The organism is Synechococcus sp. 65AY6A5 (assembly GCF_002760415.1).
GTDB lineage: Bacteria > Cyanobacteriota > Cyanobacteriia > Thermostichales > Thermostichaceae > Thermostichus.
Window position 1 is genome coordinate 2454692 of the sequence record NZ_AXUW01000001.1, and the last position, 13321, is coordinate 2468012.

The following is a 13321-nucleotide window of genomic DNA, read 5'->3' on the forward strand; positions in this document are numbered from 1 at the left end:
TTCTTTGGCGTTCTGATGTAGCTGTCGAGGTCATACCTTCTTGCCCTACCAGATGGAGTACGTATTGCTTTGATCCAGCCTTTCTGTTCCCATCGCCTCAAGGTGTGGAGACACACCCCAAAATAATCCGCCGCTTCTCTCGGTTTTACATACCTAGCCATACCAAGCAGCCATACTGAACATACTGGGCATTATTTTCAGTATAGTCCAGCGTATCATTGACTAGAGTCATGCTCTGTTCGCCACTGGCGACGTTGCGGGCGACAGCGCCATTGCCCTGCACCAGCACCGTTTTGTTCTTTTTCAGGGCTTCGTACCACTCCCAGCCCAGGCCGGGGGTGCGTGTGATCACCCCCAAATTGTAGGCGGCAGCACCCGAATAGGTGGGGCTGGGCATCACCAGTTGGCCTTCCGGAACCTGGGCTAGGGCCGCCCAGCTATCCACGGGCTGGGCTTTGGCCGTGTTGTAAACGATCACCGTGGCCAGGATCTTGGTGCCGAAATAGTGGCAGTCTGGATCGTAGTAGGTGGCGGCGATGGCCTTGGCTTCAGGGCTGCAGTAGGGCTCCAGCAAATTGCGGGATTTCAGCAACTCAAAAGTAGGCGCATCGGCCACCAGCAGCACATCAGCCTGGGGACTACCCTTTTCGGCTTCCAGCAAAAAGCGGCTGATCACCTCCTCGGTGCCGGAGCGAAAGATCTCCACCGAAACCTCTGGATAAACTTCCCGAAACGCAGCCACGGTTTTCTGAGCATCTGCATCGGGTTGGGAAGTGTACAAACGCAAGGTGCCGGACGGCTTGGCCCAGGCTGGGTTCAGGGATCCCCACCCAAGGGGCTGGGCAAAAACCAGGCTCCAGAGTACCGCCAACAAAGGTAGAGGACGCTTCATCGTTTTCCCTCGCTTGAGAGCTTGACCTGGACTCCGCTACCAACTTGCCAAAGGCAAAGGCATTTTCGGATTTCAGATCGCGTCCAGATCGCGACAGTGAAAATCCACTTCGACCTTCGCCCCCTGCAATTTTTGCCTTTGGCAAGAGTCAGCCATCGCTAAACTACCCCAGGAAGATTAACCCGAGGTTATCTCTGGATTCATCGAGGATGTTGAGATTCTCCCCGCGGCTACAGCTTGCCTTTGGAGTCCTTTCCGGTTTGTCAGAGTTAGTTCTGCGCCCTGGGCTACCCAGAACTTGCGGCTGATGCCGCAGCCCCCTGGGAGAGGGGAAAACCCTGGGCGCCGCCGCAGGCAAAAACCCTAGCTTCAAGGCCTGCAGCCTGCTGGCACAAAGGAACCCGGAACTGCCCTGGCTACTTTTTCCGCAGATTCCCCCAAGCCCACCCCTACTAGAGGCGCCCGGCGGGCTTGGCTGGCCGGTCGGCTCAGGCTTTCCCAAGGGTTGCTGGCGAATTTAGGCTTGCTTGAAATAGTCGGGCTCATTGCCGGGTTTCCACTTGATGTTGCAGCCGAGGCTGGGCTTTTGGTCGGGATCGATGGGCTTGCCCGCCAGCAGGTTATCCAGCGCCGCCCGCAAATCTTTGCCCGTCACCGGCACATCCGGCAGGCTGGGGCGGCTGTCGTCCAGTTGGCCGCGGTACACCAGCTTGCGCTCCGCGTCGAACAAGAAAAAGTCGGGGGTGCAGGCCGCCGTGAAGGCCTTGGCCACCTCTTGGCTTTCGTCGTAGCAAAACGGGAAGGTGAAGCCCAAGGTCTCGGCCATCTTCTTCAGGTTCTCGGGGCTGTCGTCGGGGTATTTCTCCACGTCGTTGGCGCTGATGGCTACAATGCCGACGCCGCGATCCTTATAATCTCTGCCAATGCGGGCCAGCTCCTCTTGCACATGCTTCACATAGGGGCAGTGCTGGCAAATAAACATCACCAACAGGGCCGGCTTGTCGGCAAAGGTGGAGAGGGAAATGGTTTGGCCGCTCACCACATCGGGCAGGCTGAAGTCAGGGGCAGGGGTGCCCAGAGGCAACATGGTCGAGGGAGTACGGGCCATAGCAAACCTCCAGCGTAAGGTTTCCTCAATCATCATGGATCATCCTGCTCCTCCCGCAGCAGCCCCCACCCCAAGCAGGCCGGGAACCGCTTTTACAATTGGATAGAGTCCGCAACATTTGGTTCGGGAGCTGAGCCTTGAGCACCGCCGTCTTGCCCGCTGCCCCCCTCGTGGATACCCACGTCCACTTGAACTATCCCGATTTTGCCGAAGATCTGCCGCAGGTGGCCGAGCGCTGGCGCCAGGCCGGGATCCAGCAACTGGTGCACTCCTGCGTAACGCCGGCGGAGTTTCCCCAATTGCAGGCCATTGCCGACCAGTATCCGGAGGTGTTTTTGTCGGTGGGGCTGCACCCTCTGGAGGCGCGCCAGTGGCAGCCGGATCTGGCCGAAAAGATCGCCCAGTTGGCCGCCGGCGACCCCCGAGTGGTGGCCATTGGGGAGACAGGCCTAGATTTCTACAAGTCCGACCCGGCCGATGTGGAGCGGCAAACAGAATCCTTCCGCGCCCACATTGCCCTTGCCCAGGAGCAGGATTTGGCCCTGATCGTCCATTGCCGCGAGGCGGCAGCAGCCACCTACGAGATTTTGAGGGAGGCCATGGCTGCCAGGGGGCCGCTGCGGGCGGTGATGCACTGCTGGAGCGGATCCCCGGAGGAGACGCGACTGTTTGTGGAGCTGGGCTGCTTCATCAGCTTTAGCGGCATCGTCACCTTTAAGAACGCTGAGACGGTGCGCCGCTCGGCCCAGGAGGTGCCTCTGTCCCAGCTTCTGGTGGAAACCGATTGCCCTTTCCTGGCCCCCACCCCCTTCCGCGGCAAGCGCAACGAGCCGGCCCATGTGCAGCGGGTGGCCCAAACCCTGGCGGAGCTGTTGCAGATCCCCTTGCAAGACCTGGCCCGACAGACCAGCCAAAATGCCGCCCGCCTCTTCCGCCTGCCTCAGCCCCCCTTGTGAAGAAGGGTGGAGAACTTTTGGCATTTTTTAAGCTTTTTACTTGGGGCTCTCTAACTTCCCGGCAGGGGGCGCTATCGTGAAAGAGGAGGTGTAGCTTCCAATACTTTTGCACTCCCCTATAGCTATGGAAACCTTAGCCCCTGCAGCCTGCGCCAGCCGGGATGTCCTCATCAACCGCATTACCCACCAGATCCGGCAATCCCTGGAGCTGGATCAGATCCTGAGGGCAACGGTGGAGGAGGTGCGCGCCTTTTTGGGCACGGATCGGGTCAAGGTATACCGCTTCGACCCGGAAGGCCATGGGACGGTGGTGGCGGAAGCCCGACAAGCCGAGCGGTTGCCCTCCCTCTTGGGCCTATCGTTTCCGGCGGGGGATATCCCAGAAGAGGCGCGGCAGCTGTTTCGCCTGGCCCAGGTGCGGGTGATCGTGGATGTGGAGGCCCAGACCCGCTTCCTCAGCCAGCCGGAGTCGCTGGGCCACTTTGCCCAGGCCCGGCCTTTGCCCCTGGGCGAGGTGCCGCAGCGGCTGGTGGATCCCTGCCATGCCCACTACCTCAAGTGCATGGGGGTGGCCTCCTCCCTGGTGGTACCCCTCCTGCATCACCAGCAGTTGTGGGGGCTCTTGGTCTCCCACCACGCCGAGCCCCGCTCCTACTCTGCCGAAGAGCTGCAGGTGGTGCAGTTGGTGGCGGATCAGGTGTCGATTGCCATTGCCCAGGCGGAATTGCTGGAGCAGGCGCGGCAAAAGGCGCAGCAGGAACGTTTGATTAACCAAATTGCGGCGCTGGTGTACTCGCCGCTCCACCCCGAGACCACCTTGACCACTGTGCTGGAGCAGCTTACCGCCGGCCTCCAAGGGATCGGGGCGCGGCTGCGCATCCGGTTCCTGGGCCTGGACACCCTCTGCCACCATGGGATCCAGCCGCCGGCAGGCTACGACGCCTGGCTGCAGGAGCAGGTGGGAAGGCCCAAGACAGCAGGAAACGGGGTGAAGACGTGGTCGCTTTCCCAGTTGGAGAAGTGGCCAGAACTGCAGGCCCAGCTGCAGCAGACGCCCATTCGCGGGCTGCTGGCGGTGCCGCTGGTTTGGAACGAGCAGCTGGTGGGCTGGCTGAGCGTCTTTCGCGGCGCCCTCTGCCAAGAGACCCACTGGGCCGGCTACCGCTGGCCCGCCCAAGGGGAAGGTGGGGAGGATCCCCGTCAAGAACTGCCGTTGATCTCCTTTGCCGCTTGGCGGGAGCTGAAAGTTGACGAGCCCAAGGCCTGGTCGGCCGCGGAGCTGGAGCTGGTCGGCCGCGCTGCGGTGCACCTGGCCCTGTCGATTGCGCAAAACCAGCTCTACCGGCAGTTGCAAGATCTCAACGCCCGTCTGGAGCAGGAGGTAGAGGAGCGGACGGCGGCCCTGCAGCGCTCTTTGGCCATGGATGCCCTCTTGCAGCGGGTTACCGACCAGGTGCGCAGCAGCCTAGACGAAGCCCAGATCCTGCGGGCGGTGGTGCAGGAGTTGGCGCTGGGGCTGCCCATCCAAGGCTGCGATCTCTGCCTCTACGAGGGAGCAGCCGGCCAGGCCACCGTGCGCTATGAATACACCGCCGCCCTGCCGCCCGCCGGCGGGATCACCCTAACCCTGGCCGACTACCCAGATCTCTACCGACAACTGCAAAGGGGGCAGGCGGCGCAACTGTGCCATCTGCCGGGGCAAAGCTGGATCCCACGGCGGGAAGGGCTGACGCTTTTGGTTTGCCCGCTGCGGGATGACCAGGGGGCGTTGGGCGATCTGTGGTTGGCCAAGGCGGCAGCCGAGTGCTTTGATACCCTGGAGATGCAGGTGGTACAGCAGGTAGCGGATCACTGTGCCATCGCCATCCGCCAGGCTCGCCTCTACCAGGCCTCGGTGCAACAAATCAGCGAGCTGGAGCGCCTCAACCACCTCAAAGATGATTTTTTAAGCACCGTCTCCCACGAGCTGCGCACCCCCATCACCAACATGAAAATGGCCATCCAACTGCTGAAAATGGCCCGCACCCCCCAAAAACGGGAGCAATATCTGCAAATCCTAGAGCAGGAGTGCGAGCGCGAGGCGGAATTGATCAACGATCTGCTGGATCTGCAGCGGTTGGAGCAGGGATCCAAACCCCTTCATCTTGAAGAAGTGTCCCTGGCCGCCTGGCTGCCCACTGTGCTGCAGCCCTTTGTGCAGCGGGCCGAGGCCAATCAGCAACAGTTGCAGTGGCAGATTGACCCGAAGGTGGGCAAGGTGGTGACGGATCAGGCCGCCTTGACGCGGGTGGTACAGGAGCTGGTCAACAACGCCTGCAAGTACACCCCGCCTCAGCACCGCATCACGGTGACGGCGCGCCGCCTCAGCCCTGAACAAGTGCAAATTCGGGTGGTCAACGAGGGGGTGGAGATTCCCCGCAGCGAGTGGGAGCGCATCTTCGAGAAGTTCTACCGCATCCCCAGCGGGGATCCCTGGAAGCGGGGCGGCACCGGCCTGGGGCTGGCTTTGGTTAAGCAGTGGATGCAGCGGCTGGGGGGCTGCGTCTCTATAGAAAGCGGCCAGGGCAAGACGTGCTTTACCCTGGTGTTGCCGCAAGGATCCCTGCCTGGGCAGACCTCTTGCACCGCGTGATGGGCGATTGCGATTTGGAAGCGCTGCAACGGGCGGTTGAGCAATTCAACCGGGGGGAATTCTACGCCTGCCACGACACCCTGGAGGCCCTGTGGATGGAAGCGGTGGATCCGGAGCGGCGCTTCTACCAGGGGCTGTTGCAAACCGCCGTGGCCTACTACCACCTGCAAAACGGCAACCGCCGCGGCTGCATGATCCTGCTGGGGGAGGCCAACCGCAAGCTGGCCGACTTTCTGCCCACCTACGCTGGCTACAACCTGCAAGCTCTCTGGGAAGCCAACCAGAGCCTCCTGCAAGAGCTCTCTTGCCTCCAGCCTGAGGATCCCTTGCCCCCGGTAGCCTCTCCTACTCTGAGGGTTGTTGGCGGTAAGCCCGATTGAGATGAGAAACTTCTTGGCCCCTCTCCCAGAACCCCAGGAGCTAGCGACGCTTGGAGCGGCGAGCCTGCCGTTCTGCCTCGTTGCGCCGCCGCCGATCCCGCCAGTCGATAAAGGTGATGTAGCCAACGCCCACCGTTACAGCCGTCAAGAGCAAAAAGATGCTCCCATACGCAAGGCGGGCCACCCAGGGCAAGTCGGTTTCCATAGAGCCAGAGGTAGCGAAGGACAAGGGGGATGCTTGGGGCTACATGCCGTTACGGCCCCAAACCACGAAGGCAATGGAAAGGGCGAAGAAAGCCGCAACGGCAACCCAGCCAAAGGTGATGATGTCCATAGGTCTAGCCAAGCAAAGAAGGCTCATCGGGGTGATCCCATTTTACGGGATGGGATCCCCGGCGCATCTACAACAGGGCTCGACTGGGTAGATTAAGGTCAGAGGCCAAAACCCAAGCCAAAGGGAGGACGCGATGGTACTGGAGACCCTGCCGCTGGTGGCCGCGGTGGCCATCGCCATTTTTGTGCTGGTTTTCTGGGTGCGGGTGGTTCGGGAGGCCATCTGGACGGCGGTGGGGATCGTGGTCCTCCTGGCCGTGCTGTACGTGGTCTTTAGAATTGGCCCGCGGCAGGTGTTGCAGGAGCTGCGGGATCCCTTCGCCTTTTTGGAGCAGGTGTGGCAGGTGATCGTCGCCTGGTTCCGGGCCTTTTTCCCCTAGCGCGTTGTCCCCTATACAATTCCTCGTACAATGGACTGGGCTTGGGTTGGGGCTGCCGACCCTTCCCCTTTGTTCTGCAACCCTGACGCGCTTCGATTGCTGGCCATGCCTTCCGACTCCGCACAGGATCCCCAAAGCCTCCCAGACCCTGCCCCGCAAGACGGGATCCCAGTTCCCGAAGACATCCAAGTGGAGGTGGAGGACTTGGGGGATCGCCGCCGCCAAGTGCGAGGTTGCGTCTTGATCCCGGTGGAGCGGCAGCGGGTTTGGCAGGTTTTAACCGATTACGACCATCTGGCGGAGTTTGTGCCCAACTTGGTGGAAAGCCGCTTCCTCGGCAGCGAGAACGGCCGCAAGCTGGTACGCCAGGTGGGATCCCAAAAGGTTCTCTTTGCCCGCTTTTCGGCGGCAGTGGTGCTGGCCATTGAGGAAATCTTTCCCCACCAGCTTCGCTTCCAAGAAATAGAGGGGGACTTTCTCCTTTTCGAGGGGTTTTGGGAGCTGGCCGAGTGGCTAAACCAGCAAACTTTGCTCACCTACCACCTGCAGGTGAAGCCGCCGCGCCGCATGCCGGTCGGCCTGGTGGAACGGCGCATCTGCCGAGACTTGGCCTTCAATCTCCAGGCCATTCGGGAGCGCTGCCTGAGTTTATACTCCCAATAGGGCGTGCCATCCCTCACCCCCAGCCCCTCTCCCTTTGGGAGAGGGGAGCTATGCGGCAACCTGATTTGTTGGACATTCGCGGTTTGCATTTGCCGGCTGGGATCCCAGCTCATCGCAGCAGCCTGGCAGCCCCCCACTTTTCAGGCGGCCATCGAGGGCTGAGTCTGGGTTCGTGGGTTTGCTATCGGCAGGGTGAAGTGGAAGGCACTGCCCTGGTTGATCCCCGGCGATTCGGCCCAGATGCGCCCCCCCATCGCCTCAACGATCAGCCGGCAGATGGCCAGCCCCAAACCCGTCCCGCCCACGGAACGGCGCAGGGATCCCTCTGCCTGGTAAAACCGCTCGAAGATGGCTTGCAACCGCTCCGGCTCAATGCCTCGCCCGCTGTCGGCCACAGTAAATCTCACCATCGCTTCTCCAGGTTCGCCGGCTGGTGGCTCCACCTCTGCCCGGATCCAGATCCGCCCGCTGGGAGGAGTAAACTTGCAGGCATTGTCCAACAGCTTGCGCAACACTTCCACCAGCCACTCGCCATCTGCCCTGACCATCGGCAGCCGTTTGGGCAGCGCCTGCTCGATGGTGGGTAACTCCTCGTGCCGTCGTCGCGCTTTCACGTTGCTCAGGGCCAGCTCCACGCATTCTTGGGCAGACAGCGGCTCAATATGCCAGCGAACGCGACCACTTTCCAGCTTGGAGAGGGTGAGAAAATCCTGCACCAGCTCCCGCAGCCGACCGGCATCCTGCAGGGCCGCATTCAACATCTCCTGGCGCCTCTCCAAGGGCATGTCGGGGTCGCCGGCCAAAGACTCCAGACACACTTGAATGGTGGACAAAGGAGTGCGCAGCTCGTGCCCGATCACGGCAATCAGCTCCGACTTGGCCCGATCCAGAGCCTGCAACTGGCGATTCAGCTCTTCCAGGTGCTGATAGGCTTCTGCCTGCAGGAGGGCTACTCCTACCTGGTTGGCAATGGCTTCCGCCAGCTCCAGGGTGGCCAGCTGCCAGCGGCGGGGGTGTTGGTGGTGCAGCTCCAATAGGCCCAGCAACCGCCCCTGATAGAGAATCGGCATGGCCACCCAAGCGCGAATTTGCGCCGCCTGCCACAGCTCCGGCACTTGCTGCAAGCGCGGATCCTTTTGGGTGTCCTCGCAACACACCAGTTGGGCCGAGGCCATCGCCTCCTGCAAAAAAGGGTTGCTTGGCACGGGCCAGAGGGATCCCTTGAGGCTGCCCATCGTCAGGGTGTGATACTCGTGATCGATCTGGACAGCAGGAACCTGACCGTCGTAGCGGTAGATCAAACAGCGCCCCACCTTCGCTGCCTGACCCAATTCCTGAACGGCAATGGTCAGGATATTGCCGGGATGCAAAGACTGGCGAATGGCGCTGCTGATGCGGTTGATCAAGTGTTCTTTGCGCTCTTGAGCTTGAATGGTGCGATAGGCCCGCTGCAGCTTGTATTGCCCTACCTGGAGATAGGTGATCAGCCGCTCCGTAAAAGGGCCGGGGTTCAGTTGGCTGTCAGCATCCTGGGGAGCTCCTTCGAGGTACTGGCGAACCGGCTCCAGGCGAGGGGCCAGATCCGGACGGTAGCCAAGGATCTTCGGCAACAGAGCCAAAGCCGCCTGGGCAGTGACGGAGCGATCAAATGACCAGATGCCATCGAATTGGCGGGCCGCATCCATGTCGCTGCCCTGCCAGGGCCGCTCCCGACACACCAAGCAGGTGGCATAGTGGGCGTCGATAACGATCAAATGCCACTCCTGCGCCAGCGGATCCTCCGGATCCAGGGGGATAAAGTCAGGGGGCAGGTCGGCCTGAGCCCCATCGGGAGCAGCCAACACAAACACATCTTGGGCAACCGCGCCGATGCGACGGTAGCGCCGCGCCTCCTGGCGGTAGTAGCGCTCCTTTTGAAAATTGGCGAACACCCACGGGGATCCCTGACCTTGCAACACCTGATCCTCGATGGCGTGGCTAAGGGCAACCAGAGAAGACTTGAAATAAAGTTGCGGGCGCAGATGGGGCAAAGCCTCCAGCAGATCGCTCAATAGGGAAGTCCGACTCTGACGGCTCTGGCGGGATCTAGGGCGGGTAGAAGTCATAGCCCTATTGGCAAGTTCGGTTGGCAAGGAGTAACTTAGCCCTGGAGAAAGCGCCTGGCGGGCTGGCCTAGGTTTAGTCTAGCGGTTGGGTTCTGCAGCAAGGCGAACTTAACGAGCTGCAAGATCTGGCTAACTTGGGCTAAGAATTGTAAGGTTGTGTGTAGACCCAATGTCGGGATCCCGGTACAGCCAAGAGGACGTGCAACAAATTCTCCAGCGGGCCATGGCCCGCCAGCCGCGTCTGGGCGAGTTTACCCGCGCCCAACTGCAGGAGATGGCCGCCGAACTGGGGATCTCCCCCCAAGAGCTGGATCTGGCCGAACAGGAATGGAAGGCTTGGCAAGAGCTGAACAGCCAACATCGCGAATTCCAGCGCTACCGCCGCCGGCAGTTTTACCAGTTGCTGGGGCGATATGCAATTGTCAACAGCTTTCTGCTGGGCTTGGACTGGCTTTCCGGCGGAGGGCTATCCTGGTCGCTGTTTATACTCATGGGCTGGGGCTTGACAGTTTCCCTCAAAGGCTGGAACGCCTATCAAACGGAGGGTGAACGCTACGAAAAGGAGTTTCAGCAGTGGCAAAAGAAACGCCAGAAGAAGCTTCAGCGTCGATGAGTAGCATCTCGTCTCTCTGCTTTGAGCGGCGATGGTCTTAGAAGGAGACTGCCGGCAGATGCTAGTATAGGTAGCTGCAGAGGCAAATGCCTGTGCGGGCGTAGTTTAATGGTAAAACCGCAGTCTTCCAAACTGCTGTTGACGGTTCGATTCCGTTCGCCCGCTTCCAGCCACCCAAAGCCATAAACCCGCTCCAGATAAGCACTTCCAGCCTTAAACTGCAGTTGAGTTTGGGGTCAGAAAGTGTCAGGAAACGGCTATGGAGAAAAGGGAAAGCTTGGTACGCTTTTGGTCTGAACTGGCACTGCCGGGGGTGGCGGTACCGGTTGTCGACGGGGGCGCCGGACGAAGAACTTGGCTAGAGCCTTATCTTGTCAGCAACAATTTCTAACAATCGCTCCCCAGCGCTTACCTTCGGGCTAGGGACTACCTCTCGGAGCTTATTGCAGCCAAGGCCTGGCGATGCAAGTCGGGGTTGGCCGCCGCCAGCACTTCCCCCCTAGACGTGCGGGTCAAGGGATCCCCCGACCAATCGGTAATCAGGCCGCCGGATCCCTCGATAACAGGCACGAGAGCAGCAAAGTCGTAGAGGGCAAGCCCACACTCCATCACCAGATCGATGTAGCCGCTGGCCAACAAGCCGTACTGGTAGCCGTCGCCGCCGTAAGAGGTGATGTGAACCGAGCGGCTGAGCTGCTGAAAGCGCTGCCGCTGGTCAGGCTGGGCGAACAAATCGGGGGTGGTGCAGCTTAGGTAGGCGCGGCTGAGTTCAGTGGTGGCTTTGGTGCGCGTGAGCTGTTGGGTGGAGGGGGTTATCCAGCGGGTTGGTTGTCCCTGCACCCCCAGCCAGCGCTCGCGCAGCACCGGCTGATCGATGAGGCCCAAGATGGGGCGATCCTCCGCCAACAGGGCGATCAAAGTGGCAAAGGTGGGCTTGCCGGTGGAAAAGGCGATGGTGCCATCCAAGGGATCCAAAACCCAGGTGTAGGGGGATCCGGTCTGGTGGAAGCCAAACTCCTCGCCGAGGATGTTGTGCTCCGGCACGTGGGCGGCCAGCAGCGCCCGCATCGCCCGTTCCGCCTCCCGGTCGGCTATCGTTACAATTGGCGAGCGGGCCTCCTTGTATTCGGCTTTCAGCTCCCCGCGAAACAAAGGTCGGATCACCGCTCCGGCAGCCTCGGCCAGGGCCTGCGCCAATTCAATCCATTCTGGCTTGACCACCTTACTCTCTCTGTACTTTGTCCTCTTCTAGCATAGAAAAAGACTTCCCCTCGGCTATGCGCTCTGGCCGACTGTTAACCCCTCTGGAATGGCTCTGGATCGCGATTGGGGTGATCTTGACCATTTTGGGCACCCTAACCCAGGTGAGCTTGCCGCCTCAGTGGCCAGGGGTGGGCGGATATAGCTTTTCCCTGCAAATCGGCGGCGTGCTGCTGACGGCCTGTCTGGCGGGGCCGGTGGCGGCAGTGTGCGCTCAGATCGTCTATCTGGGATTGGGGTTGGCGGGGCTGCAGGTGTTTGCCCAAGGAGGCGGATGGCAATACCTGTACCAGCCCGCCTTCGGCTATTTGCTCGGGTTTCTGCCTGCAGCCTGGGCCTGCGGGACAATGGCCTTTCGACAAACGGATCCTCATTTACCGCGCGCCTCCTTTCCCCCTCGCCGCAACCCCTACGTGCAGCCCAGCCTCTCTGCGCCGGTGCGTCTGCAAGACTTGGCCGCCGCCGGTTTGGTGGCCCTGACCCTGGTTCACCTGACCGGGATCACCTATCTCTTAGCTACTCAGCCCTGGAATGGAGAGTTGCTGCAGTTGCTTCGGCTCTACTCTGGCTATACCCTGCCAGGACAGCTCATCGTGGTCAGCTTCGCTGCCCTCCTAGCCCTGATCCTGCGGCGCTTGCTGCTGCTTTAGCGCAAAAGACCTTCTATCTTTGCGCGATTGCGCATTTGCTCTTGGGCTGGAGCAGCAAAGATTAGCCTAGAGGCAAACTTGCCCCAGAGAAGGGACAAGGGGTTTCCAAGGTTTCACCAGGTTTCTGCAAAGTTTCGTGAGAAAAGGCAAGAATGCGACGCGCTGCGCTAACTCTCTTGGCAACGGGCTTTCTAGCCACCACTCTGACCGCCTGCGGCAACAGCGGCAACTCTGGCGGATCGATTGTCATTCCACCCCAAAGCCCAACCGTTTCCTTTATCAATCCGCCTACCTCTGGGCGCGTAGGCACCTCCACACCGGCTTTCACGGTGCAGGTCAGTGTGCCGGGCGGCGCCCGCTCAACCCAGTTTGTGGAACTGGAAACCTTCAACCCGCTTGGCACGCGCGTGCAAAGGGAAGTCTTTAGCCCCCAGCAGGTTGGCTGCAGCCCAGGTGCCACTTTCTGTAGCTTCAACACCGACTTCCGGGTTGCTCCTGGCGATCCTGCCGGCGTTTGGCAGTTTCGAATCACTGCCTTTGACCAGCAAAACCGCTCTGGATCCCAGACTCTTCTGATTACAGTCTTTCAGTAGGCAAGCCGAGCCGTTGCTTTGGATTGAGAGCTAAGCGAAAGCAGGGGATGCGTCAAGCACCCCCTTAAGGCGTAAGCCCTTCTCACCAGGAACGCCCAAATGCGGGATCCCTCATTCCATGTCCCGACGGTTGGGGTTGCGGGCAGGGTCATTGCTCAAGAAACCAAAAACAAACAGTCCCACAAAAAAGATTACCACCGCGTAAACAGAGATTTTCAGTAACAGCATAGTTTCAGCGACCCGTTTCCAAGTGGATGAAGCGAACAAGCAACAAAGCAATGGTAGAGCAAAGACCGAGAGCCACGGAGACGGGATCCCGTCAGACCTGAGGCTCGGCAAAAGTTCTTCACAAGATCATACCTCCCAACAGCTCCTCATTCCCGCCGTTGGCCCCAATTTGTCCCCAAAACGCCTCGGACACTTGCCGGAAAAGAGCCGCAAAGCTCGGCCAGATAGGGATCCCTGGCAAGGGGCAAAATTGTTAAGAAATGTTTTAAAGCGAAAAGCAACATTGCGCTCGCTCAGCGGCAGCAGTGTTGGAGAAGGCTGGGGAATGGGAGGATGGGATCTGCGGCTTTGCTGGCTGGGTACCTATCTATGCCTTTTGACTTGTCCGGTAATCCAGTTCATCAGTTAAACCACTGGGATGCTTCAGAGGAGCGGTTGCCCAGTCAGGCAAGACCTCCGTCGTCTCAAGAGATCTATTGCTCCCGGGAACTACAGCTTTCAGACGGCACCGCGGTTTTTCTGCGCCAC

General features: G+C 60.3%; 16 protein-coding genes and 1 tRNA gene. 9 read left to right on the plus strand and 8 right to left on the minus strand.

Features of this window, described 5'->3' with window-relative positions; all coding sequences use genetic code 11:
* The 3 genes from SYN65AY6A5_RS11560 to SYN65AY6A5_RS11570 all read right to left on the minus strand — a co-directional run.
* Positions 1-161: helix-turn-helix domain-containing protein (locus tag SYN65AY6A5_RS11560; protein WP_143597167.1), on the minus strand; the 161-nt coding region annotated here is incomplete at its 3' end.
* Positions 146-892, minus strand: a complete 747-nt coding sequence (locus SYN65AY6A5_RS11565) for an extracellular solute-binding protein (protein WP_099884451.1) — start codon at positions 890-892, stop codon at positions 146-148. The genes SYN65AY6A5_RS11560 and SYN65AY6A5_RS11565, both read right to left, overlap by 16 nt.
* Before the next feature lie 517 nt (positions 893-1409).
* Complete coding sequence (locus SYN65AY6A5_RS11570) at positions 1410-2000, minus strand: thioredoxin family protein (RefSeq protein WP_011431553.1); 591 nt, start codon at positions 1998-2000, stop codon at positions 1410-1412.
* 137 nt (positions 2001-2137) lie between these two features.
* Here SYN65AY6A5_RS11570 and SYN65AY6A5_RS11575 point away from each other — a divergent pair, with 137 nt between their 5' ends.
* The 3 genes from SYN65AY6A5_RS11575 (at position 2138) to SYN65AY6A5_RS11585 (ending at position 5968) form a co-directional block, all read left to right on the plus strand.
* Positions 2138-2956: a TatD family hydrolase gene (locus SYN65AY6A5_RS11575; RefSeq protein ID WP_228375368.1), complete on the plus strand. Its 819-nt coding sequence runs from the start codon at positions 2138-2140 to the stop codon at positions 2954-2956.
* A 124-nt stretch (positions 2957-3080) separates the two neighbouring features.
* Complete coding sequence (locus SYN65AY6A5_RS11580) at positions 3081-5588, plus strand: GAF domain-containing protein (protein WP_099884453.1); 2508 nt, start codon at positions 3081-3083, stop codon at positions 5586-5588.
* Positions 5588-5968: a DUF309 domain-containing protein gene (locus SYN65AY6A5_RS11585; RefSeq protein ID WP_041438668.1), complete on the plus strand. Its 381-nt coding sequence runs from the start codon at positions 5588-5590 to the stop codon at positions 5966-5968. Before SYN65AY6A5_RS11580 ends, SYN65AY6A5_RS11585 begins: the two co-directional genes overlap by 1 nt.
* Positions 5969-6008: 40 nt before the next feature.
* Here SYN65AY6A5_RS11585 and SYN65AY6A5_RS13850 read toward each other — a convergent pair whose 3' ends face one another.
* Together SYN65AY6A5_RS13850 and SYN65AY6A5_RS11590 are read right to left on the minus strand one after the other, a co-directional pair.
* The gene (locus SYN65AY6A5_RS13850; RefSeq protein WP_168173624.1) at positions 6009-6173 is read right to left on the minus strand and encodes a hypothetical protein; all 165 of its coding nucleotides are present in this window, start codon (positions 6171-6173) and stop codon (positions 6009-6011) included.
* 39 nt (positions 6174-6212) lie between these two features.
* A complete protein-coding gene (locus SYN65AY6A5_RS11590) occupies positions 6213-6329 on the minus strand; it encodes a cytochrome b6-f complex subunit PetN (RefSeq protein ID WP_240527309.1) in 117 nt (38 codons plus the stop codon).
* A gap of 106 nt (positions 6330-6435) precedes the next feature.
* On the opposite strand from SYN65AY6A5_RS11590, the gene SYN65AY6A5_RS11595 reads away from it, so the two are divergent.
* Positions 6436-6681, plus strand: a complete 246-nt coding sequence (locus tag SYN65AY6A5_RS11595; RefSeq protein WP_011431547.1) for a hypothetical protein — start codon at positions 6436-6438, stop codon at positions 6679-6681.
* 105 nt (positions 6682-6786) lie between these two features.
* Positions 6787-7344: an SRPBCC family protein gene (locus SYN65AY6A5_RS11600; protein WP_041439263.1), complete on the plus strand. Its 558-nt coding sequence runs from the start codon at positions 6787-6789 to the stop codon at positions 7342-7344.
* 140 nt (positions 7345-7484) lie between these two features.
* Here SYN65AY6A5_RS11600 and SYN65AY6A5_RS11605 read toward each other — a convergent pair whose 3' ends face one another.
* Positions 7485-9449 (minus strand): DICT sensory domain-containing protein, encoded by a 1965-nt coding sequence (locus SYN65AY6A5_RS11605; RefSeq protein WP_099884455.1) that lies wholly within the window; start codon positions 9447-9449, stop codon positions 7485-7487.
* Positions 9450-9618: 169 nt separating this feature from the next.
* Here SYN65AY6A5_RS11605 and SYN65AY6A5_RS11610 point away from each other — a divergent pair, with 169 nt between their 5' ends.
* Entirely contained in the window at positions 9619-10062 is a 444-nt protein-coding gene (locus SYN65AY6A5_RS11610; protein ID WP_099884457.1) for a 2TM domain-containing protein, read from the plus strand.
* Between the two features lie 94 nt (positions 10063-10156).
* Positions 10157-10227: transfer RNA gene (locus SYN65AY6A5_RS11615), tRNA-Gly, on the plus strand.
* 261 nt (positions 10228-10488) lie between these two features.
* On the opposite strand, the gene hisN is transcribed toward SYN65AY6A5_RS11615, so the two are convergent.
* Positions 10489-11283, minus strand: a complete 795-nt coding sequence (hisN, locus tag SYN65AY6A5_RS11620) for a histidinol-phosphatase (protein WP_011431542.1) — start codon at positions 11281-11283, stop codon at positions 10489-10491.
* Between the two features lie 56 nt (positions 11284-11339).
* Here hisN and SYN65AY6A5_RS11625 point away from each other — a divergent pair, with 56 nt between their 5' ends.
* Together SYN65AY6A5_RS11625 and SYN65AY6A5_RS11630 are read left to right on the plus strand one after the other, a co-directional pair.
* Positions 11340-11972 (plus strand): biotin transporter BioY, encoded by a 633-nt coding sequence (locus SYN65AY6A5_RS11625; RefSeq protein WP_011431541.1) that lies wholly within the window; start codon positions 11340-11342, stop codon positions 11970-11972.
* Positions 11973-12124: 152 nt separating this feature from the next.
* Positions 12125-12565, plus strand: a complete 441-nt coding sequence (locus tag SYN65AY6A5_RS11630; protein ID WP_011431539.1) for a hypothetical protein — start codon at positions 12125-12127, stop codon at positions 12563-12565.
* A 111-nt stretch (positions 12566-12676) separates the two neighbouring features.
* Here the strand turns inward: SYN65AY6A5_RS11630 and SYN65AY6A5_RS11635 are convergent, their stop codons facing one another.
* Complete coding sequence (locus tag SYN65AY6A5_RS11635; RefSeq protein WP_011431538.1) at positions 12677-12793, minus strand: photosystem II reaction center protein I; 117 nt, start codon at positions 12791-12793, stop codon at positions 12677-12679.
* Between the last annotated feature and the right edge of the window lie 528 nt (positions 12794-13321).

Excerpts from the sequence above, each read along its gene's own strand:
- SYN65AY6A5_RS11565 (WP_099884451.1), bottom strand. The coding sequence starts at position 892 with ATGAAGCGTCCTCTACCTTTGTTGGCGGTACTCTGGAGCCTGGTTTTT.
- SYN65AY6A5_RS11570 (WP_011431553.1), bottom strand. The coding sequence starts at position 2,000 with ATGGCCCGTACTCCCTCGACCATGTTGCCTCTGGGCACCCCTGCCCCT.
- SYN65AY6A5_RS11580 (WP_099884453.1), top strand. The coding sequence starts at position 3,081 with ATGGAAACCTTAGCCCCTGCAGCCTGCGCCAGCCGGGATGTCCTCATC.
- SYN65AY6A5_RS11585 (WP_041438668.1), top strand. The coding sequence starts at position 5,588 with ATGGGCGATTGCGATTTGGAAGCGCTGCAACGGGCGGTTGAGCAATTC.
- SYN65AY6A5_RS13850 (WP_168173624.1), bottom strand. The coding sequence starts at position 6,173 with ATGGAAACCGACTTGCCCTGGGTGGCCCGCCTTGCGTATGGGAGCATC.
- SYN65AY6A5_RS11590 (WP_240527309.1), bottom strand. The coding sequence starts at position 6,329 with ATGAGCCTTCTTTGCTTGGCTAGACCTATGGACATCATCACCTTTGGC.
- SYN65AY6A5_RS11595 (WP_011431547.1), top strand. The coding sequence starts at position 6,436 with ATGGTACTGGAGACCCTGCCGCTGGTGGCCGCGGTGGCCATCGCCATT.
- SYN65AY6A5_RS11600 (WP_041439263.1), top strand. The coding sequence starts at position 6,787 with ATGCCTTCCGACTCCGCACAGGATCCCCAAAGCCTCCCAGACCCTGCC.
- SYN65AY6A5_RS11605 (WP_099884455.1), bottom strand. The coding sequence starts at position 9,449 with ATGACTTCTACCCGCCCTAGATCCCGCCAGAGCCGTCAGAGTCGGACT.
- SYN65AY6A5_RS11610 (WP_099884457.1), top strand. The coding sequence starts at position 9,619 with ATGTCGGGATCCCGGTACAGCCAAGAGGACGTGCAACAAATTCTCCAG.
- SYN65AY6A5_RS11625 (WP_011431541.1), top strand. The coding sequence starts at position 11,340 with ATGCGCTCTGGCCGACTGTTAACCCCTCTGGAATGGCTCTGGATCGCG.
- SYN65AY6A5_RS11630 (WP_011431539.1), top strand. The coding sequence starts at position 12,125 with ATGCGACGCGCTGCGCTAACTCTCTTGGCAACGGGCTTTCTAGCCACC.
- SYN65AY6A5_RS11635 (WP_011431538.1), bottom strand. The coding sequence starts at position 12,793 with ATGCTGTTACTGAAAATCTCTGTTTACGCGGTGGTAATCTTTTTTGTG.